This window comes from Sporosarcina jiandibaonis (genome assembly GCF_013184495.1).
Lineage (GTDB): Bacteria > Bacillota > Bacilli > Bacillales_A > Planococcaceae > Sporosarcina > Sporosarcina jiandibaonis.
Genome location: NZ_JAAOIY010000001.1, coordinates 1,310,317 through 1,335,656, shown reverse-complemented (window position 1 = coordinate 1,335,656; position 25,340 = coordinate 1,310,317). Strand labels below are relative to the sequence as shown.

General features: G+C 40.3%; 24 protein-coding genes. 15 read left to right on the top strand and 9 right to left on the bottom strand.

Going from position 1 to position 25,340, the window contains the following annotated elements; genetic code table 11:
* Positions 1 to 9: 9 nt before the first annotated feature.
* Positions 10 to 648, top strand: a complete 639-nt coding sequence (locus G8782_RS06695; RefSeq protein ID WP_172370088.1) for a superoxide dismutase family protein — start codon at positions 10 to 12, stop codon at positions 646 to 648.
* Positions 649 to 690: 42 nt separating this feature from the next.
* Here the strand turns inward: G8782_RS06695 and G8782_RS06690 are convergent, their stop codons facing one another.
* Positions 691 to 1,788 carry a PfkB family carbohydrate kinase gene (locus G8782_RS06690; RefSeq protein ID WP_172370087.1) on the bottom strand — a complete coding sequence of 366 codons (1,098 nt, stop codon included), beginning with the start codon at positions 1,786 to 1,788 and terminating at the stop codon, positions 691 to 693.
* Positions 1,789 to 1,965: 177 nt separating this feature from the next.
* Between G8782_RS06690 and G8782_RS06685 the strand changes: the two genes are divergently transcribed.
* The 4 genes from G8782_RS06685 to G8782_RS06670 all read left to right on the top strand — a co-directional run bounded on the left by G8782_RS06685 (position 1,966) and on the right by G8782_RS06670 (position 6,119).
* Positions 1,966 to 2,877: an EamA family transporter gene (locus tag G8782_RS06685; protein ID WP_172370086.1), complete on the top strand. Its 912-nt coding sequence runs from the start codon at positions 1,966 to 1,968 to the stop codon at positions 2,875 to 2,877.
* A gap of 91 nt (positions 2,878 to 2,968) precedes the next feature.
* Complete coding sequence (locus G8782_RS06680) at positions 2,969 to 3,901, top strand: carbohydrate kinase family protein (protein ID WP_343034987.1); 933 nt, start codon at positions 2,969 to 2,971, stop codon at positions 3,899 to 3,901.
* Complete coding sequence (locus tag G8782_RS06675; RefSeq protein ID WP_172370084.1) at positions 3,898 to 4,818, top strand: pseudouridine-5'-phosphate glycosidase; 921 nt, start codon at positions 3,898 to 3,900, stop codon at positions 4,816 to 4,818. Before G8782_RS06680 ends, G8782_RS06675 begins: the two co-directional genes overlap by 4 nt.
* 119 nt (positions 4,819 to 4,937) lie before the next feature.
* On the top strand, positions 4,938 to 6,119 hold the full coding sequence (locus tag G8782_RS06670; RefSeq protein ID WP_172370083.1) for a NupC/NupG family nucleoside CNT transporter: 1,182 nt from the start codon (positions 4,938 to 4,940) through the stop codon (positions 6,117 to 6,119).
* A gap of 421 nt (positions 6,120 to 6,540) precedes the next feature.
* Here G8782_RS06670 and G8782_RS06665 read toward each other — a convergent pair whose 3' ends face one another.
* Entirely contained in the window at positions 6,541 to 7,365 is an 825-nt protein-coding gene (locus G8782_RS06665) for an aldo/keto reductase (RefSeq protein WP_172370082.1), read from the bottom strand.
* A 491-nt stretch (positions 7,366 to 7,856) separates the two neighbouring features.
* Here G8782_RS06665 and G8782_RS06660 point away from each other — a divergent pair, with 491 nt between their 5' ends.
* The 6 genes from G8782_RS06660 to nagB all read left to right on the top strand — a co-directional run bounded on the left by G8782_RS06660 (position 7,857) and on the right by nagB (position 15,331).
* Positions 7,857 to 10,259: an EAL domain-containing protein gene (locus tag G8782_RS06660; protein ID WP_172370081.1), complete on the top strand. Its 2,403-nt coding sequence runs from the start codon at positions 7,857 to 7,859 to the stop codon at positions 10,257 to 10,259.
* A gap of 486 nt (positions 10,260 to 10,745) precedes the next feature.
* Positions 10,746 to 11,252 (top strand): hypothetical protein, encoded by a 507-nt coding sequence (locus G8782_RS06655; protein WP_172370080.1) that lies wholly within the window; start codon positions 10,746 to 10,748, stop codon positions 11,250 to 11,252.
* A 221-nt stretch (positions 11,253 to 11,473) separates the two neighbouring features.
* Positions 11,474 to 11,800 carry a hypothetical protein gene (locus tag G8782_RS06650; protein WP_172370079.1) on the top strand — a complete coding sequence of 109 codons (327 nt, stop codon included), beginning with the start codon at positions 11,474 to 11,476 and terminating at the stop codon, positions 11,798 to 11,800.
* An 85-nt stretch (positions 11,801 to 11,885) separates the two neighbouring features.
* Positions 11,886 to 13,403 carry an argininosuccinate lyase gene (argH, locus tag G8782_RS06645; protein WP_172370078.1) on the top strand — a complete coding sequence of 506 codons (1,518 nt, stop codon included), beginning with the start codon at positions 11,886 to 11,888 and terminating at the stop codon, positions 13,401 to 13,403.
* A 30-nt stretch (positions 13,404 to 13,433) separates the two neighbouring features.
* The gene (gene nagA, locus G8782_RS06640; RefSeq protein ID WP_172370077.1) at positions 13,434 to 14,597 is read left to right on the top strand and encodes an N-acetylglucosamine-6-phosphate deacetylase; all 1,164 of its coding nucleotides are present in this window, start codon (positions 13,434 to 13,436) and stop codon (positions 14,595 to 14,597) included.
* A 2-nt stretch (positions 14,598 to 14,599) separates the two neighbouring features.
* Positions 14,600 to 15,331, top strand: coding sequence for a glucosamine-6-phosphate deaminase (gene nagB / locus G8782_RS06635; protein ID WP_172370076.1), 732 nt, complete (start codon positions 14,600 to 14,602; stop codon positions 15,329 to 15,331).
* 28 nt (positions 15,332 to 15,359) lie between these two features.
* Here nagB and G8782_RS06630 read toward each other — a convergent pair whose 3' ends face one another.
* Complete coding sequence (locus G8782_RS06630; protein ID WP_216667767.1) at positions 15,360 to 15,782, bottom strand: hypothetical protein; 423 nt, start codon at positions 15,780 to 15,782, stop codon at positions 15,360 to 15,362.
* Positions 15,783 to 15,915: 133 nt separating this feature from the next.
* On the opposite strand from G8782_RS06630, the gene G8782_RS06625 reads away from it, so the two are divergent.
* Positions 15,916 to 17,022 (top strand): D-TA family PLP-dependent enzyme, encoded by a 1,107-nt coding sequence (locus G8782_RS06625; RefSeq protein ID WP_172370075.1) that lies wholly within the window; start codon positions 15,916 to 15,918, stop codon positions 17,020 to 17,022.
* A gap of 42 nt (positions 17,023 to 17,064) precedes the next feature.
* On the opposite strand, the gene G8782_RS06620 is transcribed toward G8782_RS06625, so the two are convergent.
* Together G8782_RS06620 and G8782_RS06615 are read right to left on the bottom strand one after the other, a co-directional pair.
* Positions 17,065 to 17,427 (bottom strand): hypothetical protein, encoded by a 363-nt coding sequence (locus G8782_RS06620; RefSeq protein WP_172370074.1) that lies wholly within the window; start codon positions 17,425 to 17,427, stop codon positions 17,065 to 17,067.
* A gap of 159 nt (positions 17,428 to 17,586) precedes the next feature.
* Entirely contained in the window at positions 17,587 to 18,255 is a 669-nt protein-coding gene (locus G8782_RS06615; protein WP_172370073.1) for a GntR family transcriptional regulator, read from the bottom strand.
* Positions 18,256 to 18,735: 480 nt separating this feature from the next.
* Between G8782_RS06615 and G8782_RS06610 the strand changes: the two genes are divergently transcribed.
* The 3 genes from G8782_RS06610 to G8782_RS06600 all read left to right on the top strand — a co-directional run bounded on the left by G8782_RS06610 (position 18,736) and on the right by G8782_RS06600 (position 22,037).
* Positions 18,736 to 19,755, top strand: a complete 1,020-nt coding sequence (locus G8782_RS06610) for a zinc-binding alcohol dehydrogenase family protein (protein WP_172370072.1) — start codon at positions 18,736 to 18,738, stop codon at positions 19,753 to 19,755.
* A gap of 41 nt (positions 19,756 to 19,796) precedes the next feature.
* Positions 19,797 to 21,149, top strand: coding sequence for a gluconate:H+ symporter (locus G8782_RS06605; RefSeq protein WP_172370071.1), 1,353 nt, complete (start codon positions 19,797 to 19,799; stop codon positions 21,147 to 21,149).
* A 132-nt stretch (positions 21,150 to 21,281) separates the two neighbouring features.
* Positions 21,282 to 22,037: an NAD-dependent epimerase/dehydratase family protein gene (locus G8782_RS06600; RefSeq protein WP_172370070.1), complete on the top strand. Its 756-nt coding sequence runs from the start codon at positions 21,282 to 21,284 to the stop codon at positions 22,035 to 22,037.
* Between the two features lie 50 nt (positions 22,038 to 22,087).
* On the opposite strand, the gene G8782_RS06595 is transcribed toward G8782_RS06600, so the two are convergent.
* The 4 genes from G8782_RS06595 to G8782_RS06580 all read right to left on the bottom strand — a co-directional run bounded on the left by G8782_RS06595 (position 22,088) and on the right by G8782_RS06580 (position 25,146).
* Entirely contained in the window at positions 22,088 to 22,333 is a 246-nt protein-coding gene (locus G8782_RS06595; RefSeq protein ID WP_172370069.1) for a hypothetical protein, read from the bottom strand.
* A gap of 950 nt (positions 22,334 to 23,283) precedes the next feature.
* Positions 23,284 to 24,495 carry an NAD(P)/FAD-dependent oxidoreductase gene (locus tag G8782_RS06590; protein WP_172370068.1) on the bottom strand — a complete coding sequence of 404 codons (1,212 nt, stop codon included), beginning with the start codon at positions 24,493 to 24,495 and terminating at the stop codon, positions 23,284 to 23,286.
* Complete coding sequence (locus tag G8782_RS06585; RefSeq protein ID WP_172370067.1) at positions 24,488 to 24,883, bottom strand: (2Fe-2S)-binding protein; 396 nt, start codon at positions 24,881 to 24,883, stop codon at positions 24,488 to 24,490. Before G8782_RS06585 ends, G8782_RS06590 begins: the two co-directional genes overlap by 8 nt.
* Positions 24,880 to 25,146: a (2Fe-2S)-binding protein gene (locus G8782_RS06580; RefSeq protein WP_172370066.1), complete on the bottom strand. Its 267-nt coding sequence runs from the start codon at positions 25,144 to 25,146 to the stop codon at positions 24,880 to 24,882. The genes G8782_RS06585 and G8782_RS06580 overlap by 4 nt, the downstream gene beginning before the upstream one ends.
* Positions 25,147 to 25,340 lie beyond the last annotated feature (194 nt).

Genomic DNA, 25,340 nt, shown 5'->3' with positions numbered 1-25,340 from the left:
AGTGGTAAAATGAAGAAATGGTTTTTACTAATTGCCGCATTGGGGTTAGTTTTAGCGCTTGCCGCATGTGGTGATGACAAGAAAGATGAACCAGCTACAGAAAATAATGATGTAGAAAATAATGAGCCGGTAGATGAGAACGATGAAACTGCGGCTGATCCGTCAGAATCGGATGAACTAGATGAAACTGAAGTGGCGAATGTGACTGTTGATTTGCTCAACGCGGAAGGTGACTCTGTAGGTACAGCAGAACTTTCGGAAGAAGAAAATGGCGTACGTGTAAAAGTGAATGCGAAGGATTTGCCTGAAGGTCCGCATGGTTTTCATTTTCATGAAGCAGGGAAGTGCGAAGCGCCTGATTTTGAATCAGCAGGCGGACACTTTAACCCGACGGAAGCAGAACACGGTTTAGAAAATGAGAAAGGTCCGCATGCCGGCGACTTGCCGAATCTTGAAGTTGGAAAAGATGGCACAGTAGACGAAGAATTTCTTGCTGAACTCGTCACATTGAAAGAGGGAGAAGTGAATTCATTATTGCAAGAAGGAGGAACAGCGCTAGTGATTCACGCTGAAGCAGACGATGGAACTACTCAACCATCTGGCGATTCAGGAGACCGCATTGTTTGCGGAGTTATCAATAAAAAATAATAATTTAGGAAGCCGACAAGTTACCATTGTGTCGGCTTCTTTTTATTTTTGCGCATATTCCTTAACGATCTCATAAATTTTCTCAGGTCTTAATTGGATCGATACTGATTCCTCGGTTTGCAAGGTGAGTGCAGAACCAGCAAGTCCCAATTGGCAGGCGGTCAATAGCGATTCTTCATGCAGAAGTCCATAAATTGTGCATGCAGAAAATGCGTCGCTCGCGCCTGTTACATCGACAACCTCAGTTTTGAAAGGCGGTAAGTGTCCGGATTCAGTCGCGGAAGAATAGTAAACTCCTTGATCGGATAGTAAAATGATAACTTTTTGAACACCGTGTTCTCTGATCTTACCAGCGGCACTTTCGCAGTCCTTGATGGATTCGATTTTCATTTCGCCGAGCACTTCTGCTTCTTCTTGGCTAAGCATCAGCACTTCCACGCCTTTGAGGCGGTAGGGAAGTTTTTTTACTTTTGCCGAAGAAATAGGGTCGATGTACAAAGGAATATTTTCGTCCCTGCAGCGATTAATTATGTAACCAATGCATTCCTCTGAAATATTTGTATCCATGAAAACGGCTTGCGAAGCAACAATATAAGACCATTTTTCTTCAATCATCGGAACCGTGATTTTTTCGTAGATGTTCATGTCAGCCATGGCGACGATCGTCTCTCCGTTACCATCCAATAGCGTCGTATAAGTCCCCGTTCGTTCTGTCTGCATGATCCAAACTTGACTAACATCGACCCCGTGATTTTTGGTTTCCCTCAGTATCCATTCGCCTTCCTTATCATCTCCGATGCAAGTCATAAGTGACGAGTTATAGCCGAGGAGACTTAGATTTTCAGCGAAGTTTCGAGCGACACCGCCGCAAACTTCAGTTGTTTTTACCGGGTTCGATGAATACAAACGCACATCTTGATCTGACCTAGCTTTTCGGTCCGTGTTTGCTCCACCGATACAGACGATTGAAGATTTTTCCTGAAGAATATAAGCGCGTCCTTTAATTTCTCCTCTTTTAGTCAGGTTTGCAATATAGTTTGCAACTGCCGAACGCGATAAACCGACCTTTGCAGACAATTCTTGCTGTGAAATGAAAGGGTTTATTTTGATATGATGTAAAATCTGTTTTTCTTTATTCAATTAAATCACCTTCACCTTTTTTATAAACTTATGTTTGCAATGAAGACAGAAGTTTGTCATACTTAATTGCACTGTAAATGGACAGTCTAAACCTTGTCAAGGAAAGCATACACCATAGCTGTCTCCTGGTAAATAGGGTTTAACTTAAGATGGCAAAAGATTTAGGAGGTAAACATCATGAGAGTTTGGTTATATCCTTTATTAGTCGTTATCGCGGCTAGTAGTTATGGTTTGGTTTCTACAATCATCAAACTTGCGATGCTCGGCGGTTTTTCGGCCTCTGAAGCAATTACAAGTCAATTTTTTATAGGATTTTGTCTAGCGGCGCTCATCTTTATTTTAACAAACAGGAAGAAGTTAAGCCTCAAAGGCTTTGGAATTCTCATTTTGGCGGGAATATTAACGGCAATGACAAATATCGTTTATGGTCGTTCTTTAATTTATTTGCCAGCGTCACTGGCTGTTGTGCTTTTGTTTCAATTTACATGGATCGGCATGTTCATTTCTTGCATAGCGAAACGGCAACTTCCAAGTCGAATTGAATTTATTTCATTAATCGTCTTGTTTGCGGGCACAATACCTGCAGCGGGTCTGATGGATGTTGATTTGTCTCAAATTCCGATTCAAGGTTGGTTATGGGGATTGGCGGCGGCGCTTTGTTTCTCTCTATTCCTCTTTGTGAACGGCAAGCCGACAGCAAGCATGAATCTTTCTAACCGCTTGTTATTGGTTTCGTTTTTCGCATTTATGACGACGGCTGTCTTCCAGTCACCGGAAATTATTTGGAACGGAACTTTATTCGGAGAAGGCTTGTGGATATACGGTTTGGCTTTGGGGTTATTCGGGATGATTATTCCGGTTTACCTATTCACAATTGCAGTACCGAAAGTGGGATTAGGCTTATCTTCCATATTGGGCGCATTTGAATTGCCGATTGCGGTTATGGTTTCGGTGATTTTACTCCACGAAACAGTAACTGTTCTTCAAATAATAGGTATAGTAATCATCATTATTGGGATAACATTACCAACGATGCAAAATCAAAATCCGCTGTCGGTTAAAAATAAAGGCGTAAAAATAAAGGTTTGACATTTTAAAACTTTGTCGTTACAATAAACATATGTTTAACAGTAAAACTTTTGTTTTATGCAGGAGGGGGTGTGAAAAAATCGCTAGTACTGTGAATCCGATTATTTGTATCGGCGGGGCTAACGTAGACCGTAAACTATATGCAAAATATGAAATAGCTAGTGGCACATCTAATCCAGTGAAATCTTCTCGAACTGTCGGAGGAGTGGCGAGAAATATCGCTGAAAACCTGGGCAGGCTGGATGAAGAAGTTACATTTATTTCAGTAAGGGGCCGCGATTCAGAATGGCAAGAGATCTATGACGCGTCATCTCCTTATATGAATTTAGAACATGTTGCCGAAATTGAAAATTCATCAACAGGTTCTTATACAGCAGTGTTAGACAGAAATGGCGATTTATCTATCGCATTGGCCGACATGGATATTTTCGAAGAGATAACGCCCGCTTTGCTGGAAAAAAACAGCGATTTGCTGAAACTAGCAAAATGTATTGTCGTCGATTTGAATTGTCCCGGTGAAACGATAGAATATCTTTGTTCGTTCGCATCAGAGAATAATATTCCATTAATCATCATCCCTGTTTCTTCACCGAAAATGAAAAGGCTTCCAATGGATTTAAGCGCGGTAAGCTGGCTCATCGTCAATAAAGATGAAACAGAAACCTTTTTGAATATTACGCTTAACGATGACAAAGACTGGAAAGAATCAGTTGGAAAATGGTTAGACTTGGGCGTTAAAAATGTAGTTGTAACGAACGGATCAAAAGGTGTAATCGCCGGAAGTCAAGGCAATGGCGTTCGTTATTATCCGGCTATCGAAACGCCGAACGTTGTAGATGTTACAGGTGCGGGGGACTCGTTTTGCTCGGGAGTTATTTATTCCTGGTTGCAAAATAAAGAACTTGACCATGTCATTCAAGCAGGCTTGGTCAATTCCCATAAAACAATATTGTCGAAGCACACGGTAAGACAAGAATTAACACGAGAGCAGTTTAAATTAGATATGGAGGCTATTATAAAATGAAAAACTACATCGAATTATCACAAGAGGTACAACAAGGACAAGCGGAAGGAAAAGCAATCGTCGCATTGGAATCAACAATCATTTCACACGGCATGCCTTACCCGCAAAACGTGAAAATGGCACGTGAAGTAGAACAAATCATTCGCGACAACGGTGCTGTTCCAGCAACTATCGCGATTATCGACGGGAAAATCAAAGTCGGTTTGACATCTGAAGAGCTAGAGTTATTCGGAAATAGTTCAGGCGTTGCAAAAGTTTCACGTCGCGACTTGGCTCAAGTAGTAGCTTCAAAACAACTAGGTGCAACAACGGTTGCAACGACAATGATCTGTGCTGAAATGGCAGGCATCAAAACGTTCGTAACGGGCGGTATCGGCGGTGTTCACCGTGGCGCAGAAACGACAATGGATATTTCAGCTGACCTAGAAGAATTAGCTCAAACTGACGTTGCTGTAATCTGTGCGGGAGCAAAATCAATCCTTGATCTGCCGCTTACTCTTGAATACCTTGAAACAAAAGGCGTTCCTGTAATCGGTTATGAAACAGAATACCTGCCAGCATTCTACACAAGAAGCAGCGAGCACAAACTAAACTTCTCAACTGATTCAATCGATGTCATTGCAGAAACTTTGAAAACAAAGTGGGAATTAAACCTTAAAGGCGGCGTCGTAATCGCTAACCCAATTCCTGAAGAACATGCAATGGACGAAGATTTCATCAATGGAATTATTGACCAAGCAATTAAAGAAGCAGAAGAAAATAATATTATCGGTAAAGACAGCACGCCGTTCTTACTTGGAAAAGTTAAAGATTTAACAGGTGGCAAGAGTCTTGATGTGAATATCGAATTAGTAAAACATAATGCTAAAGTTGGCGCACAAATCGCGGTTAGCTTAAACGAAAAAACTAAAGCGTAATTGTAATTGTCGATTAAAAAGATACAAGGTTGTTCCTCGCCTACAATCGGGCGAGGAAATCCGTATCTATTATTTAATCGACCAAATGAAAGCGCTAACAGCAAAGGGAGAGTCTCTATATGAAATTTGTATTTTTACTAACTGGGATTCTGCTAGTTTTTATGATTGCATTTCTATTTAGTAACAATAGAAAAGAAATAAAATACAAACGTATTTTGATCATGTTAGCGGTGCAGATCATTTTAGTATATTTTATGATGAATACAAGCATAGGCTTGAATGTCATAACGAGCATAGGTAAATTCTTTGAAAAGCTATTGGAGATTGCTGATGCGGGAATCCAATTCGTATTAGGCGGGCTTGTAAATGAAGGTGAAATGTCATTTATATTTGTCGCATTATTACCTCTTGTTTTCTTGTCAGTTTTAATAGGGATCTTAAATTATGTTAAAGTTTTGCCATTCATCATTAGATATTTAGGTTTAGCTTTAAGTAAAATTACCGGAATGGGCAGACTTGAAAGTTATTTTGCGGTATCTACCGCAGTTCTTGGACAACCTGAAGTATTTTTAACTGTTATCAAGCAAATTCCGCTATTATCGCCGAGACGACTTTACACAATTTGCACGTCCGCGATGAGTGCGGTAAGTATGGCGATGGTCGGGGCTTATATGACGATGATCGAGCCGAAATTCGTTGTAACCGCTGTCGTATTGAATATCTTCAGTGCGCTTATCATCGCGAATATTATTAATCCTTATGATTTAGAGGAAAACGAAGATTTAATTAAGGTAGAAGAAGATGAACGCGTGCCATTTTTCCAAATGATCGGCGATAGCATCATGGACGGTTTTAAACTTGTTGTTACCGTTGCAGCAATGCTTTTAGGGTTTATTGCGTTGATGGAAATGATTAATGTGATTTTCTTAAGCGCATTCGATATCTCCTTCCAAACGGTTATTGGTTATGTATTTGCGCCGATCGCTTTCTTGATGGGTGTACCGTGGGGAGAAGCTGTGCAAGCAGGCGGCATAATGGCCACAAAACTTGTTACGAATGAATTCGTTGCGATGTTGAGCTTTGGTGAAATCACATCAACGCTCTCTGATAAAACAATCGCGATCGTATCCGTTTATTTGGTCAGTTTCGCAAACTTCGGTACGGTCGGTATCGTTGCAGGTTCCATCAAATCAATCAGTGAAAAACAAGGTCAGCACGTTTCAAAATTCGCATTAAAACTTTTGTTGGGTGCAACGTTGGCTTCTGTTATTTCGGGTACGATTATGGGGATTATGATGTAAGTTAAGTGTAGGGGATTTTTCTTCTACACTTTTTTCTATTTTGGAGTGCGAAGCATTTGATTGCATTATTCAAGGACTTATTGTATTTGAGTCGTTGATTTCCATTCCAGGCGGACGCTTTCCTGCGGGCGAGCGCCGAGCCGCTTCGTCGCTGCGCTCCTGCAGGGTCTCGGCTGTCTCGCTATTCCCGCGGGAGTCGCCGCCTTCCATTCCAATCAACTAATTACATTATATATAAGGAGTTATTTGGATTGTCGTTTTTGGGAAGTTTTCACACAGGTAGAAGGTCACGACTTGCAAGCAAATTTTTTTGAGTGGAAGTCTTAGAAGTGCAAGGAAAACCCATTGGAGTGCAAGCAAACTACCCATATGTGCAAGCAAAAACGCCGTCCAAGCTTAGACGGCGTTTTTCACTCTCTAGTTATCTATTATTCATCTCACTAGGAATCGCATTATGACGCTCGTTGCGGTCTAGTGCTGTAATCTTATCTAAATCTGCATAACTTAATTCGAAATCAAACACGTCGATGTTTTCAGCCATTCGTGATGGTGTCACTGTTTTGGGAATGGCTATGACATCTGATTGAAGATGCCAGCGTAGAATGACTTGGGCTGGTGTTTTGTTATATTGATTTGCGATTTCTTGAATGACGGGATCATGCAATACTTTCGTTCCGTTCATTAATGGGCTGTATGCTTCAAGCACAATGCCGTGTTCTTCACAAAATTCTTTGAGTTCGTTTTGCTGTAAATACGGGTGGCACTCCACTTGGTTCACAGCCGGCACGATTTCGCATTCGTTCATGATGCGCTGCAAATGTTCAATGTCGAAGTTGCAAACGCCGATCGCCTTTGCGCGGCCTTCTTTATGGATTGTTTCCAATGCTTTGTACGTTTCCACGTATTGATCATACGCTGGTGTCGGCCAATGGATTAAATAACGATCCACATAATCCATGCCCAGTTTTTCAAGGCTCTCATCGAATGCTTTTAATGTATTTTCATAACCTTGATCAGCATTCCATAGCTTCGTCGTGATGAATAATTCCTCGCGCGGCACATGGGTAGTAGCGAGGGCTTTTCCAACGCCAACTTCATTTCTGTAAACTTTTGCCGTATCGATTAGTCGATAACCTGCATTTATTGCTTGCTCTACCGCATTTTGTGCTTCTTCATCAGGAACTTTCCACACACCGAAACCGAGCTGAGGAATTTCAATGCCATTGTTTAATGTTATAAATTGCATAAAATCGCATCCTTTCTTTACTATATCTACCAGTCTATCACAGGATTTCAGAAAATTGAAATTTGTGGTAAGAATGGGAGGGGGTTTTAGTGGTTTGAAAGTAATGACTTGCGGATCTGGTGGTTTAATTAAGACTATTACGGGGAAATGTACTTATATAGTGTTGGCTAAATATGCGGATATCTTAATTTCAAACAGTATTTGTGAGGTGGGGGACAGTGAAAAGCTTTTTATTTCATGATGATAAACAAATGCCGCAGCCACCCCTAAACTACTAAGTGATTTTCATGTTCATTTAATGAATGATGTTGAAATATAACATAATCCATTATGGTTAGAATGGTGTTAAGATTAAATTAGACCGTGTCTGCGCTTAAAATCGCTCCACTAATCGGGTGGGGCTTTATTTAATTGGAAAATATATTGAATCTGATATAAAAAGACCAGAATGAGGAAAGGACTTTTTAAAGATGCTCGCGGAAATTAAAGATATGTCTACTATTTCAAGTTTTATAGACGAGATGTTTTGTGTTTCCATTTCAGATCGCAATGGAAAAATTACTTATGTCAATCAAATGTTTTGTGATCTATCAATGTATACAAAAGAAGAGTTGCTTGGCAATACCTATGAAATGCTAAATCCGAATTATAAAAATGATATATTCATCTCTGGTCCAGATTACGATTATTCACAGAATAAAGTACTGTACCGAGAAATAAAAGCTTTTACTAAATATGGAACCCCGTACTGGATACATGCAACTATTGTTCCTGTACTTGATGAAGTTGGAATGATAGAACAATTCATCTCTTTTGATATTGATATTACAAAAAATATCCTTACAGATGGAAAGTATAAGAAAGCATTAAAAAGTCTGCAAAACATTGAACATGCACTTGATCAATCTTCTGTGGTTGCGATTACTAATCCACAAGGCGTCATTACATATGCCAATAATAAGTTTTGTGAACTCTCAAAGTACTCTTCTGAAGAATTAATAGGACAGACACATCGACTTGTGAACTCCGGGTATCATCCAAAACAATTTTTTGAAGAAATGTGGAAGACTATTGGAAGCGGAAAGATATGGACAGGCGAGATTAAAAACCGTGCGAAAGACGGTTCGCATTACTGGGTAAACACGACAATCGTCCCTTTCTTAGATGAAAACGGAAAACCATTACATTATATTGCCATTCGAACAGATATTACGGATAAGAAAAATACAGAACAATCATTGGAAATCGCTTTGAAAAATGATTTTCAACAAACAGTGAAAAGTCTTCAAAATATGATTTTTAAATACATAGATGATGGTAACGGCGGATTCACTTTTACGCTTATTGAAGGGAAGGCTGCCGAAAAACTAGGTATTAGTGTAGAAAAGTTTTCTCTAAATCAGATTAAACATTCATTTACTGATATGGAAATAAAAAGATACATTCAGCTATTAAAAAAAGGATTAGAAGGTAATGCTGTACAGTTTGAAGTGAGTTTTTTTCAACACACCTTTCTTATTTATTTATCGCCGATCATGGAAAATGACAAGGTTCTAGAAGTTGTCGGCACAGCCATCGATATTTCAGATCGTAAAAAAGCTGAAAAACTTGTTGAACATATGGCGTATTACGACTATTTAACGGAGTTGCCAAACAGACGACTTTTTAAAAAGAAAGTTGAAGAAAAAATAAAACAAGCACAAATAGAAAATAACAAATTTGCGTTAATGTTTATCGACTTGGATCGCTTTAAAAATATCAATGGCTCTATGGGACATTCAATAGGGGATAAGATTTTATTAGACGTTGGAGAAAGATTGAAAAAATATGTTCGTAACGAGGATATCGTCGGACGTCACGGTGGGGATGAGTTTGTCGTTTTACTGCCTTCCACTGGAGAATCCGAAGCAGAAGCTGTAGCAAACCAAATTATTCATGGATTTTCTGAACCTTTTTATATTAACAGCATCGAAGTATATATCGATCCAAGCATTGGCATCAGCCTTTTTCCTGACGACGGTACAACATATGACCAATTAACGAGCAATGCCGACTCGGCTATGTTTATTGCAAAAGAAAAGAGAAATAATACTCCACAATTCTTCACGGAAAAATTGGCTCATATTATTAAGGAAAAAACGTTACTAGAGGCAGAAATTCGTCAGGCATTGCAAAAAAATCAGTTCGAGGTTTATTATCAACCCCAAGTTAATATGAAAACAGGGGAAATAATAGGATTGGAAGCACTTTTGCGCTGGCATCACCCTACTATGGGCAATATTTCTCCGTCTAGATTTATCCCTATTGCCGAGGAAACCGGTTTAATTATCCCGGTTGGTCAATGGGTGCTTGAAACGGCTTGCGCACAAATGAAAAATTGGCAAGATAAAGGTATCGCTGACTTTCGGATTAGTGTCAATGTATCAATCCATCAATTTCATCAACCTTCTTTTGTGGAGCATGTGAAAGAAACACTTGAGAAAACAGGATTGTTATCAAAATATCTTAATTTAGAAATAACCGAGAGCATGACATCTGATAAGAAAAATTTCCAGGAAACTCTTAGTAAAATTAGAAATGCGAATATCGATGTCAGCATTGATGACTTTGGAACAGGCTACTCTTCATTAAGCTATTTAAGTAAATTTCCGATTACCCACTTAAAAATCGATCAGGCTTTCATACAAGAGTTGAGCCGGAGCAACCAGGCAATCATAAAAACGATTATCACCTTAGCAAAAAATCTATGCTTAACTGTAATTGCAGAAGGTGTTGAAACGCAGGAACAAGCAAGTTTTCTAGAGGATTTACATTGCGATGAAGCACAAGGTTTCTTTTATTCCAAGCCTCTTCCTAGGGAACAGGTTGAGGTGTTTCTGAAAGAAAATAAATAAAGTCGTTCGTTTGTGAATTTTTGGAGTTCAAAAGTAATGGAATGCGGATATAAATGTAAAGATGCGGATATCTAGAGAAAATGTGCTGATATACTGTTCTATACGGCGGATATCCGGCTTTATATCGCAGATATATGTACTAAACATACGGATATAATATTTTCAGGTCATTACCACAATAAATAACGCCGTATAATAGTGAAAACGGTGCAATCACATCAACCTCAATTGATTTCGGGCAAAAACCCTGAGTCAATTGAGGTTTTTTGTCTAACCTAGTCCTTCTATAGTATATTATTATTTTTCTCATTGTAACTTTCTGATTAGGTTGATGCAATAGACATATGAAAAAATGGATTTCGGTACTAAAATAGGACTTTAAAGGGGATGTATACACATGTTTACCTTGAATCAAAGGTAACTTAGTCGTATACTAACATAATAGAGAGAAATCGATAAAATTTATTAAATGTGGGGGATGAGAAGATGGAACTACAGTTAACTCCTGAAAGAGACAAAGATAATGAGATGCTGAATGTTGATCAAGAACAAAGCAGGAATATGTCTACTTCTCAAAGTCATTTTTGGGATGGACCACTTGCCATCCGTGTTGTTGAAAAAGTTAAGAAAACCGGCATAAACCCAAAAACAGGTCAGCCAATTAAGCCATTAACGGCATTTGTAACAACTGAAAGATACGAAGAATTCGAAGAGAAAATGTTGAACGCTACTATTGTAGGAGAATCCCAAATTAATGGACCAGCCTGCGAGTGGAAGAAGATTCTGTTGCGGTGGCTTAATTTGAAGTTTAAGGTAATCGCTTGGCGAGTGTCCGTGAAAAAATTAGTCGGGTTGTTGAAAGACTCGGGAATCACATTTAACCAAAGCGACGAATCGCTGATCTCCCCAATAATTTTGCAATGGCTAGAAATCTTCAAAACAGAAGTTGAAAGCGGATTGGAACTTGAAATGAATATGTTGATTCGCGAGTAATTGTTTCAATTAAGTAAAAAAGAATTTACGAATTAAACAGAATCCACTAATCGGAAATGGCTTGGTGGATTTTTTATGTTTGAATAAATAAGAACAACCGCGATATAGGTGGCCATCAATTCACGATTGTATTCATAAATACATAATATATAATGCAGACGGCGGGAGTCGAACCCGATTTCAATGTATTTATTGCACTTTTATGGCGTTGAAGGATTCAGATGAAAGTGATGAAGTCTCAGGGGATGATTGTGATAAGCCAGTTTAGCGATCAAGATTATGAGCATGAACAGGGGAGCGGTAAGGCTCGGGATTCCTATAGTATAGAAGATGATGAAATAGACTATGTTCCGAATAATTATACGCGTATGCCCGAGTCGATTATTTTTTACTGTCGCTTGATGGCTTTTTTAGTCATACTCATTTCGTTTCTATTAATATTTGATGACCTATCGAATTTCAAACACTTCATTAAGTGGCTTTTCATTTGGCTCGGGACCGAGCTGGTCGGTTATGCTTTTGGGTTTCATTGGTTGAGGCAGCGTTGAATTCGCAATATCGATTTAAGCTGGAGAGATGATTTTCACGATCGTCATCGAAGATTTGAACTGTACAAAAAAGGGGCAAAAGATAATGGGGAATTATAGATCGGAAATCGAATCAAAAGAGGGAAAAGAATTTCCCTCATTCACATATAAAAAAGTGGTGCTGGAACCGGCATACGATGAAGCAAAAGAAAATTTTGTCGATTATATGATGCAAATAAATATCGCGCATTTAGTCATGCTTCAAGAACAGGGTTTGGTTAACGATGCCGAAGCGCAAAAGATTGGAAAAGCAATCTCTGAAATAAATCGGGAGTTTTATAAAACGAGTTCTTATGATGCTGTATATGAAGATTTGTTTTTCCGCATTGAACATGATTTGATAACGAAAGCTGGCGATATCGCAGGGAATTTACATATTGCTAGAAGTCGCAATGATATGGGAATTGCGCTTTACCGAATGACGATTCGAAAAAAACTATTGAAGTTGATGAAAGCACTGCTTTCCGTTCAAGAGTCACTGCATGCCTTTGCGAATGATCATATCGAGACAATCATGATTGGCTACACACATACGCAACAAGCGCAACCGACAACTTTAGCGCATTATATGAAGGGATTAATTGATAAACTAGATCGGGATTTCATTCGCCTTCAAGCCGCTTATAAAACGGTTAATCGTAGCAGTATGGGGGCTGCCGCGCTCACGACATCGGGGTTTGCAATAAGTCGTGAACGGATGCAAGAACTTCTATCTTTTGATGATATAATTGAAAACTCATGGGATAGTGTGGCAGGTGCTGATTATTTAATGGAAGTTTCCACGGCTGTTCAATTGGCTAGTTTAAGTTTAGGACGATCCGTTCAAGATTTACTGACATGGGCGACGCAAGAATTTAATGTGGTTAAAATGGCGAATCCGTATGTGCAGGTGAGTTCTATCATGCCGCAAAAAAGAAATCCGGTTTCATTGGAACATGCGCGTTCATTGTTATCGACAGTTGTCGGGGATGCCAATACGGTATTGACGATGATTCATAATACTCCTTTCGGCGATATTAATGATACAGAGGACGATTTGCAGCCTTATCTATGGAGACCGTTGGATCAGCTTTCCGGGATTTATGAACTCTTCGCTAGTGTTATCGTGACGATGAGCGTAAATAAAGAAGGACTTGAAAAACGTGCAAGGGAAAGCTTTGCGAATGTCACGGAGTTGGCAGATACCTTGGTTCGGTTTGAGAAAATATCTTTCAGGCAAGCCCATCATATTGTAAGCAATGCGGTGCGAGCATTGGATGCAAGCGGAAAAGAAAAATTATCGGATTTTACCTATGACTTGGTGAATCAAGAATCTATGAATGTCATAAAGCGTCCCCTTACAATAACGGAGGAGCAATTCAAGAAAGCGCTATGTCCGCGTAATTTCGTCGAGTTGCGGACGATTCTCGGGGGTCCGGCTCCTAAAACGATGATCAATTCACTTTCGAAATCCCGGAGCCGCGTCACCGCATCGAATGAATGGGTAGATAAAAAAATTGTTGAAATTGAAAAGGCCGAGGCGGTATTGGAGGGTTTCGCCGAGCAATGGCGTGAATCGAAGTGATATAATTGGAACTGAAAGGAGTGATGATTCATGGGTAAGACATTATTAATCTCGAATATTACTATCGCGGATTCGGAAAGAGAAAGTATGGCAGGAGACGTCTTTTTAGAAGACGGTAAGATTATAGAAGTTGCTGCATCTATAAAAAAAGAAGCAGATTTCCATGTGGATGCGTTAGATAAAGGTTGGATCCTCGTTCCGGGTTTTATTGACATACATATCCACGGTGCATCGGGGTTTGATGTAATGGACGCCACGTCTGAAGCTTTAAATGGTCTGGCAAGTGCGCTTCCACGTGAAGGGACGACTAGTTTTTTAGCAACGACGATGACGCAGACGGAAGATAACATCGATAAAGCGTTAAAGAATGCAAGTCTTTTTAATGCCGATTCGACGCAAGCTGAAATGCTAGGAATACATTTGGAAGGTCCTTTCATTTCAACCAAAAGAGCGGGTGCGCAACCGGTTGAACACATCATGCCTCCTTCGATTTCATTATTTGAGAAATGGCAAGAACTTAGCGGGAATCGGATTAAACTTGTGACTGTCGCTCCTGAAATGGATAACGGCCTAGCATTTATTGAAGAAGTGACTGCGAATAATGTCGTTGCATCCCTGGGCCATACCGATGCCACCTATGAAATAGTAGGCGAAGCCGTTAACGCTGGTGCAAGACATGTGACCCATTTATATAATCAAATGAGCCCATTTCATCATCGGGAACCGGGAGTGGTAGGGGCAGCTTTGTTGGAAAAGCCTTTGTCGGTTGAATTGATTGTTGATTTTATTCACAGCGCTGCAAAATCAGTTGAATTTGCTTTTCGCCAAAAAGGGGCTAGTGGAATCATCCTAATTACGGACGCAATGCGCGCGAAAGGACTTCCACCAGGTACATATGATTTGGGCAGACAAGATGTAACAGTGACTCATGATGACGCTCGCCTTTCTGATGGAACGCTCGCAGGCAGCATATTAACGATGGAAAACGCAGCGAAAAATATGAAAGCTGCGACCGATTGCACATTAGCTGAACTAGTTGCGATGACATCAACAAATGCCGCAACACAGCTCGGGCTTTCCAATAAGGGGAAAATCGAATCAGGAAGAGATGCAGATCTAACAATTATCGATGAAGAGTGGAATGTTCAAATGACGATTTGTAGAGGGAATATCACTTATACAAAGGGGAAATAATGATGAAGGTGATTGTGCTCGACAATTATGATGAGGTTAGTAAAGAAGCCGCGCGATTGGTAGAAGAAAAAATTCTCGCCGATGACGAACTGGTTCTCGGGTTGGCGACTGGATCAACGCCGCTCGGGTTATATGAAAATCTGATTAAAGGCCATAAAACGCGCGGGATTTCTTTTAAGAATGTGAAAACCATTAACTTAGATGAATATCTTGGACTGGATAATAACCATCCAGCGAGCTATCATGCCTTCATGTTTGAGACGTTTTTTAAGCATATCGATATTGAACTTACGAATACATACATTCCCGATGGCGTGCCGAAATCCGCTGAAGAGGAATGTGCGTGCTATGAAGGGATGATCGACCATGTCGGGCCGGTCAATCTGCAACTATTAGGGATTGGGACAAATGGGCATATTGGGTTTAACGAACCGGGAACAGATCCAAATAGCCTGACGCATGTCGTGGAACTTAAAGAGTCGACCCGAGAAAACAATGCTCACTTTTTTCAATCAATCGATGAAGTTCCTAAGCATGCCATAACAATCGGAATCCAGTCGATATTGAAAAGTGAGCAAATTATTTTATTAGCCTCTGGAAAAAACAAAGCCAATGCCGTGAAAACATTGTTGGAATCAAAGGAAAAAGTAAATCCGGATTTTCCCGCCTCTTATTTATGGACGCATGATGATGTTACGATTATTGTGGATAAGGATGCTTATTCAATAGTTTAAACACAAAAAAGAGCCATAAGGCTCTTTTTCATTTATTTAATTCTTCGTAGGCAATCACTTTTAATGCCAAAATTTCTTCCTGCGTGAACTTTCCTTCAAGACTGCTCAGAATATCATCTATATCATGCGATGAAATTCCGTTTTGATATTTCGATTGCATATTCTGGAGTTCGCCGATGCCTACTTTTTGAATGATGGCTCTTGTTGCTTGTTCTTTTGTTTGATAGGGAAGGTTACTCGTGTCCACATTTCCTTCTGCAATAAACTGCTTTATGTCCGGATCATTATTGATAACCTGTCTTATCTCATCTAATTGTCCGGTATTTTCTAGCTCATTGTAGACGGAGTCCGCAACATTTTCAGATATTTTATTGGTGCCGAAATAATAAATCCCGTACGCGGTGCCGCCTATAAGTAGTAATAAGGTGATAAGACCCTTAATAAACTTCAAAATACCACTCCTCTTTCCTTATAAGACTATTATTAGCAGAAAAAGTTCGATTTAGAACACATTGACCATTAATCAGAAAATTGTTAAAGTGAAATATATGAGAATGCATTTTTTATATAGGGGAGAGTTTGTGATGAAATACGTTGAACTTGAGACACCTGTACTATTAATAGATAGAGAAATAATGATCGATAATCTGAAGTTTATGCAAAACTATGCGAGTGTTAACAATGTCCATTTGCGGCCGCATACTAAGACGCATAAAATACCGACTATCGCCAAGCTCCAAGAAGAGTTGGGGGCGAAAGGGATTACCGTCGCAAAAGTAGGCGAGGCGGAAGTGATGGCGAATCATGGCTTAACGGATATTTTCATTGCCAACCAAGTTGTTGGCAAATCAAAAATTGAACGCATTCGAAAGCTGGCTGAAACGATTGAGGTATCTTTTGGCATCGATGATCCCTATCATGTAAATGAAATCGAAGCTGTCTTCGAAGGGGCGGTCAAGAAAGCCCAAGTCGTCGTAGAAATCGAAGTCGGGGAGAATCGTTCCGGCGTAATTGAAGAAAGTGCTTTTCGCGCCTTATTGGAATCAATCAAAGCTAGTCGAAATGTTGAATTCAAAGGTGTATTTTCCCATGATGGTCATTCCTATAAAGCTGAAAATCTGGATGAATGCCGGGAGATTTTTATCGATAGTGTTAAACGGACTTTGCGTTTTGCAGAGATATCAGAAGAAATGGGTCTGAAACCGAAAGTGGTTAGCATCGGCTCTACACCTTCTCTCATGCAAAATTATGAAATACCTGAAGGCGTTACTGAAATTCGACCAGGCACATACGTATTGATGGATGCGTCACAAGCGAATGTCATTGAAACTTATGATCGATGTGCCGCTACGATTCTTACGACGGTTATTAGTAAACCCACCGCTGAAAGAGTGATCACGGATGTGGGTGCAAAAGGAATTACAGCGCAGAGAAGAAGTAAAGGTGTCACGAAAACGGAAGGTCTAGGGTACATCAAAGGCTTTGATGATGTGCATATATTCGATGTTTTTGATGAGCATGCGATTATTTATAATGAAAAGTTTCGGGATCAAGTGAGTATCGGTGATAAAGTCGAGATTATTCCAAATCATATTTGTCCCGTATGTAATCTTCATGAGAAGGCATATTTAATTTCCAATGGTGAAGTTGTCGAGGAATTAGCCGTTGAATGTCGAGGGAAATTGCAGTGAAAAAAATGTGGAGTCAGCCTATAACAGGTTGACTCCTTTTTATTATGGGTAGAATCGTTCATCTACGACAGATGGGTAATCGTTGAAAGGACGAATGGAATAGATATTCGCCCCGAGTCCGTTCATGCCGGGACGAATATAATGGTGACGGTCGATGATGCCAAGTTGTCTGAGTTTACGGATCGAGCGTCGGACAGTGCTATTGGTTTTTCCGATTTCCAACGCAATGGTATCATGCGCCAAATGGGCTGCACCGAATCTGATAGAGTGATGCCAGATCATTTCAAGTATGTCATGGTCTGTGAGATTCATCTTATTCCAATTCGATTTCCGATGCTTTCGGGTTGCCTCGTCCAATTCAGTTCTGTTTTTGAAATGGGTGTAATCTGTTAAGTAAACGGTCATGAAAAATTCCTCCTATTTTATTTCTTATATAGAAGGAATTTCTTTAAAAGTGGACATGCTGTTGTTTTCTCCATATGCTGTCCAAAGTCTTTTTATGGGATATACAGATGATTCGGTATTTGAATTGTTCCATTATCGTTTGATGGTAACGATCGATTTTTACTCTGCCATCAAATCGTCCCATCGCTCCTCAGCTTCTATTTTTAAACTTTCAATGTGGTTCGTTAAGGTTCTTGAAAGATTAGGTAAATCTCGATTTTTCATTGCTTCAAACATATGCCAGTGATCTTTATGTCTTTTAATTGTACTCTCTAGAGAAGTGGAGTGGACAATACGGGATAAGTCTACATGTGTATTGAACGAAGAAAATACTTCTTTGATTTTGTTGTTGTTTGCCCATTCAACGAGCATCATATGGAATTTCATATCTAACTTGCTATACTTTTCAAAAGGAAAGGGAGCTATATCAAGTAATGCGTCCATGTTTTGAAAAATTTTTCCCCATTCTTTTAATTCACCATCAGTGATGTTTCGGATTGCTTGTTTGGCAGCCCACAATTCTATCATTAAACGAGCATCGAGTACTTCGATAAAATCAGTAAATTTTAATTGGGTTACATAGGTTCCTTTACGCGGGATGATCTCGATTAGCCCTTCATGTACAAGCTGGTTGATGGCATCTTTTACTGGAGAGCGGCTTACTCCAAATTCTTCAGCGAGTTTATGAATATCTAATTTACTGCCGGGCATGTACGTTCGGCCAATAATTTTCTCGCGCAGAATATTATAAACCTGCTCAGTTAATAGAGATGTTTCAATTCTAGACATTGTATACACCCTTTACTTTTACTGTGACATTTTTCAGATAGAAAAACTGATCAACCTATTATGTGATATTTATTGACTTGTAAGCGGTTAATTCTAATTATATCTTTTCTGAGGTTAAAAGGAAAATGAGATTTTTAAAATTCTTGAACTGGAGATAGTCAAATCAGTATCTTTAAAATTTTTCATGACAACAAGGTTATTGAAATTTATACTTATCCCAAGATTCAACATTTAAAGAAATTACTCGAAAGGTATTGACGATTAAAACAAAAGAATGTAACCTAACAATAACATGTGAAATGTTACATGTCACTGTATGTAAATAAAAAAGAAAGCGCAATCATTTTTAAAGAAAGCGCCATCATTTTAGAACTATCGTTTTATCGCTAAATTACGCAATGTTTAAACAAAAAGAGGGTAATTGAAGTGGCTGTCAAAGGTGAAAGCCACTTTCATGAAATTATTGAGGAGTGGAGATAAATGATAGCAGTAAGAATCCCAGAAGCAAATGTAATTGAAATATTGGAGATTCCTGAACCGAAGATAGAACAACTTGACGATGTAAAGGTGAAAATTAAAAGAGTCGGTATTTGCGGGTCAGATATGCATATTTACCATGGTACAAATCCTCTTGCAACGTACCCGAGAATTGTCGGACACGAAGTCGCTGGAGAAATAATTGAAATCGGTTCCAATGTAAAAAAAGTGGCTGTTGGCGACCATGTCGTCATTGAACCCATCCGTTACTGCGGCGAATGTTATGCTTGTAAAAATGGCAGACCGAATGTGTGTAAAGAAGTATCTGTATTCGGTGTCCATGAAGACGGCGGTATGAGAGAATTTGCCATCCTATCAGAAAAGCAAGTGCATAAAGTAGATCCTGAAATTGATTGGGACGAGGCAGTTATGGCGGAACCCTATACAATTGGCGCCCAAGCTACATGGAGAGGGAACGTCCAAGCTGGCCAAACTGTATTTATCCAAGGTGCGGGACCTATTGGCATAACCGTTCTTAAGATGGCCAAACTGCGCGGGGCAACCGTTATCATGTCTGATTTTACAAATGAAAGATTAGAATTTGCAAAAGAAAACGGCGCAGACTACACGATCAATCCTTCTGAAGTGGATGTAGAAACGAAGATAAATGAAATCACAAATGATGAAGGTGCAAATGTTGTCATTGACGCGGTCGGGCTGCCACAAACTTTTGAATTGAGTGTAAACGTGGCTTCAGTTGCAGGCAATATTGTTTTATTAGGCTTCAATGCCACACCATCGTCAATTGCTCAAATGGAAATCACGAAAAAAGAATTAACGATTACAGGCTCAAGATTGCAGACGAATCAATTTGGAAAAGTCGTTGAGCTGATCAATGAAAAGAAATTAACGCATAATGGTTTAGTCACACACAAGTTTCCAGTAAGTCAAATCAAAGAAGCATTTGAGTTCATAGAAAAGAATCCTCAATTAGTTCGCAAAGCGATTATTGAATTTGAGTGAATATCGAAATATTTAACTAAAGAAGTTGGGGGAAGAGAAGAATGCCATTAGTTATAGTTGCTTTGGGGATTATCGTTTTACTCGTATTAATTATGAAGTTTAACATGAATACATTTATTTCATTAATTGTTGTTTCATTCATGATCGCATTTGCTCTTGGTATGCCTTTAAATGAAATCGTTGGAACGATTCAAGCAGGTATGGGAAATACCTTGGGAGGAATTGCATTAGTCTTTGGACTTGGTGCGATTTTAGGTAAGTTGATTGCGGACGCGGGCGGTGCTCAACGTATTGCAATGACATTAATAGATAAGTTTGGTGAGAAGAGAATTCAATGGGCGGTTCTTGCTGCGGGATTCATCCTCGGTATTGCCTTGTTCTTTGAAGTAGGTCTTGTCTTATTAATTCCGATTGTGTATCAAATATCCAAGCAATTAAGAATATCATTCTTATGGTTGGGTCTACCAATGACGACTGCGTTATCCGTGACGCATGCATTTTTGCCACCGCATCCAGGACCTACTGTTATCGCTCAGCAATATGGCGCAAACGTTGGATTAGTATTGCTTTATGGTTTCCTTATTGCGATTCCGATTGTAATCATCGCTGGACCATTATTTACAATAATCGCAAGAAAAATCGTCCCTTCTGCTTTTGAAAGGGAGCCGTCAGGAAGTATGGCTTCTATAGGGAATGCGAAGCAATTTAATTTAGAAGATACGCCCGGTTTTGGTATCAGTGCGTTCACTGCTTTGTTTCCAGTTATTTTGATGGCGCTTGCAACGATTGTTGTTTTGTTTGAAGATGCCATGGGGTTATCAGGAAACTGGTTTTTTGACCTAATTGGAGTAATCGGAGCGCCAACTACAGTTATGTTGCTTTCTGTACTGCTTGCGTTGGTTACGATGGGGACTGCTAGAAAAATCCCGATGAAACAACTCATGAAATCCGCAGAAAGTTCGATCGCAGCCATCGGTATGATGTTACTTATTCTCGGTGCTGGCGGGTCGCTTAAACAAGTGTTAATAGACGGAGGCGTTGGTGACACCGTTGCACAGCTTTTTGAAGGCAGCACGATTTCACCGCTAGTTTTGGCATGGCTTATTGCTGCGCTCATGAGAATTGCGCAAGGATCAGCGACAGTCGCTGCATTGACAACAGCTGGACTTGTAATTCCGTTGATGGCGGGTACAGGCGTTAACGTAGAGTTAATGGTGTTAGCAACGGGTGCCGGTAGTATCATTGCTTCACACGTAAATGATACTGGTTTCTGGATTGTTAAAGAATCTTTCGGATTAACAATGAAAGAGACATTCGGGACTTGGACAGTCCTTGAAACACTTATTTCAGTTCTAGGTCTTGGATTTGTTTTACTATTAAGCATGTTTGTATAAAAATTGATCAGTAGAGGTTCGCCATTTTTTGGCGGGCCTTTTTTGTTGTTTAGGAAGCGGACAGGGTTTTATTCGAATAAGACTTGGGAATATATGAGGTAACAATTAGAAATGATTGAGAGGGATTTCGTGATGAAGAAAATTGTGCTGATCGGCGGAAGTGGAACGATTGGAAGTATCTTGCGGGAAGGGTTTGCGTCTGAATTCGAAGTGGTTAATCTTGATCTTGAAGTCGATGGGGAAAATCAAAATGACCGTAAAGTAGATGCGACTGACTATGATGAGCTCGTTCGCAACATTCCAAGAGATGCGGATGTGATAATCAATTTACTTTCAAAACCGCAAACGGATGACTTGGTTGATGTCGCCGAAATGGACAAGTTGGTCGATGTATTTCTTAAAGCTTCTTACCATATATTCCAGGCGGCCATCGATCATGGAATTCCCAAAGTGGTCGTCGCGAGCAGCAATCACGTCACTGATTATTATGAAGAAGATGGGGATTCAACACTCGGCCGGGAAATTACCGTAAATGACTATCCGTATTCAGTCGGACTTTACGGTACATTGAAACTGGCCATCGAAAATGTCGGCTTCGCTTTTCACAATAAACACAATCTCTCCGTCATCAACCTGCGAATCGGCAGCGTCAAACAAAATGAAGAAACAGAAATCTATCAAGACCTCGACAGATTACAGCATACCTGGCTTTCCGAAATTGACACCGTCAATCTCTTTCGACAAGCAATCAACACCGATGTGAGATTCGGCACCTATTACGGCGTCTCCGACAACGAAGGTAAACCATGGGATAATAATAAGACGAAAAGGGAATTGGGGTTTGAATCGGTTTGGACTGCGGAGGATGTGATTGAGGAGGGGAATTGATTCGATGAAAAGAGGTTTAGCCAGGGATAAAGCGGCTAAACCTTCGTGGATTATTCCAAGTCATCAATATATCTTTGCAAATCCCCGAGAGGCCCTTTTTCATAAAAATCAACTGAATCGTAATCATCAGGAGAATATTCCTCATATAAATTTATGCTATGGATGTTGGTATAGTCGTCATCATCAATATCGCTTACATCGATAACCGTACTGCACATTGGGCAAAAATTTAAAGCTTTCCATTTATACACAGCAAATACATTACCGCATCTTTCACAATCAGCGTGATTTGCCATACACATCATACTCCCTTGTAATAAGATTCTCTAAGTATATTGTACTTAGAAATTTGAAAATGGTGAATGAGGTATAGTATTTCAATAGATTCTTCTTTATGAATAAACTATCGCAGTAATAATAAAAAGTCATCCGATTTTTTAGAGTGGATGACTTTTTTGAGTTTATAATTAGTTATGGGAGTAGGAAAAATTGTCTCTTTAGTCGTTTATTAGTGGCTATTAGTCGCTTTGGAGTTCTCTTTGGTCGTTTTCGTGTGTGCTTTAGTCGATTTGAATCCGGTATTAGTCGTTTGAGGGCTTACTTTAGTCGTTTCGCCTTCAAAATGGGTGCGGCACTACTGGGTGGCGTCCCCAGTCGGACATGCGTAAGTATTTTTTTCCACGTTCCGTCGAAGGTGCCCCTTTTTACGCGGGACAGAGGAGTGCCGCCTCTCTGTGACTAGTAGTATATACAAAACGGGGATGATTTATGCTAGATTGAGTGAAAATTATATGTGGCGACGCGGGTTGTCCGCGCAATTTATAACTATCTCCTCTAAAACAAGTGAATTCATCGATTATGTCCGCTGAATCGTGAAAGTTGTCCGCTCAATTTCGTGGCGTCGCCTGATGTCCGCGCAATCGATGATTATCTCCTCTGAATCAAGCAAATTCATCAATTATGTCCGCTGAATCGGTAAAGATGTCCGCCCAATCACGTGGCATCGCATGATGTCCGCGCAATCCGTAATTATGTCCTCTCAATCAAGTAAATTCATCGATTATGTCCGCTGAATCGTGAAAGATGTCCGCTCAAAAATCGTAGCGCATCCCAAGTCCGTGCAATCGCCCGCGAACTCCTCCCGATGCACACCAAACTCCTCTCCCCGGGCACGACGCTCCACATACCTTCTCGAAAACACAAAAAAGCCAACCGCTATACAAAGCGGTTGACTCCACACACTAAATCAAGAAATCTTATACTCTTCAAAAGCACTCTCAATCTTCTTGCGCCCCTCATCAATCCCAGGGTGGAATTGAATAGAAGCAGCATCGCGAACAGCTTGGACGTTTGCAACAGCTTGCTGAATTTTAGCATTGATATCTTTATGATCGCGCAGTTTTTGCTTCACGATAGATAATCCTGCTAATGTTCCTTGAGCTCTTGCGACTTTCGCGCTTTCGATGCCTGTGATGTTGCCGGCGACGAAGAGTCCTTCGAGTGGCGTTTCCATTTGCTCGTTGTGCACAGGGACGTGTCCGCCTAATTCTTCGACGTATTGGAAAGGGCACCCGATCACAGATGCGAGTTCTGCGAGCGGATAGAGTCCGCCTGCGATGCAAACGAAATCGACTTCAATGATTTTTTCGCTGCCTTTTACAATTTCGCCGTCCGCGGTGATGTCGCACATTGTGACGGATTCTACTTTTTCGGTGCCATTTATTTGAACGATTGCTTTACGGATATGAATCGGCATGCCCCACATTTTCACGCCGCCTTTTGGATAAAAGGAAACAGCGATGTTGCGCACCCATTCCGCTTTCGCGAATTTACTTCCGAAACGTATAAAGGCAGAAGGGGCCAAGTGGGCAATGCGCACTAATCCTTCCATGACTTTCCGCGGGTTTGCGTGATTTTTCGTTACAGGATTGCTCGCTGGCAACGCCATGCTATGAAGCTCGACACCGGCTAGTTGCAACTCTCGAGCAATCGCGGCGGATAAAACGTTTACACCGACAACGACGCCTTTATTTCCAACGCGCACACGATGAACGTTCGTCATGACTTGAGCTGCACCGATTGACATAACGCCTGGAAGTGTCCAGCCCGGTATCGGCACGGCTGTTTCGGCAGCACCTGTCGCGATTAAAAGGTTTTCCGATTCGAAAACGCCTTCATTTGTATGGACAGAATAGCCGTGATCTGTTTTTTCAATATGGTGAGCGGAAATTCCGCATTTAATTTCAGTATTCAAAGTTGTTGCTTTATCCATCAAAATTTTAGTTTCCTCAATGCCGTTCCACCATTCACCGGTTGGTTCTTGATGAAGTTGTCCAAGGAGTCGACCGCCTGGTTTTGGAAATTCATCGATAACGAGAACGTGCAGGTTTGATTCGCGGCAGGCAATGGCAGCTGATAGACCAGCAGGGCCTGCACCAATGATGACTACATCATACATGCGGAACACCGTCCTTTTTAGATGACTTTTCGAATTCGGCATATGTGCGCGGCCATTCTTCAGGCTTTGACTTGAATGGTACCGCTTGCAATTTTCCGCTGTCTACTTTCATGTTTTCTCGAATGGTCGTCATGCATGCGCGAACGCCATCAGTATCGTCAACCGTGACGCGGCATTCGAAACAATGCCCGATATTGCAATAAATTGCGCGCGGTGCACCGGTTTCTTCATGCACGCGGAGTTGGCGAATACCATTTGCCAGCAGTGCGGAAGCGATCGTATCGCCTTCGAAACCTGTATATGTAGTTCCGTCAAAAGTAAACTTGACAGGTGTTTGGTTTTCCAACTTCCCTAAAACAGGATGATCGGTAATTCGATTATTCGTCATCGTTTTTTACCTCCCAAAACGGATAGTGAAACAGGTCGAACGGGGGGTTGAACCTTTAATGGGATATCATTGCCCGGCTTTTCTCCCGTTACTTCTTCAAGGACCGCATCGACGGCTGGACGACATGTGCGACCTCCACAATAGCCCATTCCTGCACGAGTACGCAGTTTTAATTCGCGAGCTGAACAGCTATATTTATTTGCTGTATTCTCAATGTCTTCAAGTGATACTTCTTCACATCTACAGATAATCAATTTATCCATAAGGCCAATCCTCCCTTTATACACTCGATTTTCATCTTACTGGTTTATATTTCTGCAAAATAAAGTTTGACACATGATCCTCTATTATTCTAACATAGATACTAGTAGAGCAATAACAATATTTTGAGAAAACAGAAGGATGTTTTTCTATTATAGAATAGTATAAACGATTCGTCTGTGTCAAAGGAGGATTT

What these genes read in the sequence shown, in the direction of transcription:
- G8782_RS06695 (WP_172370088.1), top strand. Translation starts at nt 10, where the DNA reads ATGAAGAAATGGTTTTTACTAATTGCCGCATTGGGGTTAGTTTTAGCG.
- G8782_RS06685 (WP_172370086.1), top strand. Translation starts at nt 1,966, where the DNA reads ATGAGAGTTTGGTTATATCCTTTATTAGTCGTTATCGCGGCTAGTAGT.
- G8782_RS06675 (WP_172370084.1), top strand. Translation starts at nt 3,898, where the DNA reads ATGAAAAACTACATCGAATTATCACAAGAGGTACAACAAGGACAAGCG.
- G8782_RS06670 (WP_172370083.1), top strand. Translation starts at nt 4,938, where the DNA reads ATGAAATTTGTATTTTTACTAACTGGGATTCTGCTAGTTTTTATGATT.
- G8782_RS06665 (WP_172370082.1), bottom strand. Translation starts at nt 7,365, where the DNA reads ATGCAATTTATAACATTAAACAATGGCATTGAAATTCCTCAGCTCGGT.
- G8782_RS06660 (WP_172370081.1), top strand. Translation starts at nt 7,857, where the DNA reads ATGTCTACTATTTCAAGTTTTATAGACGAGATGTTTTGTGTTTCCATT.
- G8782_RS06655 (WP_172370080.1), top strand. Translation starts at nt 10,746, where the DNA reads ATGGAACTACAGTTAACTCCTGAAAGAGACAAAGATAATGAGATGCTG.
- G8782_RS06650 (WP_172370079.1), top strand. Translation starts at nt 11,474, where the DNA reads ATGAAAGTGATGAAGTCTCAGGGGATGATTGTGATAAGCCAGTTTAGC.
- argH (WP_172370078.1), top strand. Translation starts at nt 11,886, where the DNA reads ATGGGGAATTATAGATCGGAAATCGAATCAAAAGAGGGAAAAGAATTT.
- nagA (WP_172370077.1), top strand. Translation starts at nt 13,434, where the DNA reads ATGGGTAAGACATTATTAATCTCGAATATTACTATCGCGGATTCGGAA.
- nagB (WP_172370076.1), top strand. Translation starts at nt 14,600, where the DNA reads ATGAAGGTGATTGTGCTCGACAATTATGATGAGGTTAGTAAAGAAGCC.
- G8782_RS06625 (WP_172370075.1), top strand. Translation starts at nt 15,916, where the DNA reads ATGAAATACGTTGAACTTGAGACACCTGTACTATTAATAGATAGAGAA.
- G8782_RS06620 (WP_172370074.1), bottom strand. Translation starts at nt 17,427, where the DNA reads ATGACCGTTTACTTAACAGATTACACCCATTTCAAAAACAGAACTGAA.
- G8782_RS06615 (WP_172370073.1), bottom strand. Translation starts at nt 18,255, where the DNA reads ATGTCTAGAATTGAAACATCTCTATTAACTGAGCAGGTTTATAATATT.
- G8782_RS06610 (WP_172370072.1), top strand. Translation starts at nt 18,736, where the DNA reads ATGATAGCAGTAAGAATCCCAGAAGCAAATGTAATTGAAATATTGGAG.
- G8782_RS06605 (WP_172370071.1), top strand. Translation starts at nt 19,797, where the DNA reads ATGCCATTAGTTATAGTTGCTTTGGGGATTATCGTTTTACTCGTATTA.
- G8782_RS06600 (WP_172370070.1), top strand. Translation starts at nt 21,282, where the DNA reads ATGAAGAAAATTGTGCTGATCGGCGGAAGTGGAACGATTGGAAGTATC.
- G8782_RS06595 (WP_172370069.1), bottom strand. Translation starts at nt 22,333, where the DNA reads ATGGCAAATCACGCTGATTGTGAAAGATGCGGTAATGTATTTGCTGTG.
- G8782_RS06590 (WP_172370068.1), bottom strand. Translation starts at nt 24,495, where the DNA reads ATGTATGATGTAGTCATCATTGGTGCAGGCCCTGCTGGTCTATCAGCT.
- G8782_RS06585 (WP_172370067.1), bottom strand. Translation starts at nt 24,883, where the DNA reads ATGACGAATAATCGAATTACCGATCATCCTGTTTTAGGGAAGTTGGAA.
- G8782_RS06580 (WP_172370066.1), bottom strand. Translation starts at nt 25,146, where the DNA reads ATGGATAAATTGATTATCTGTAGATGTGAAGAAGTATCACTTGAAGAC.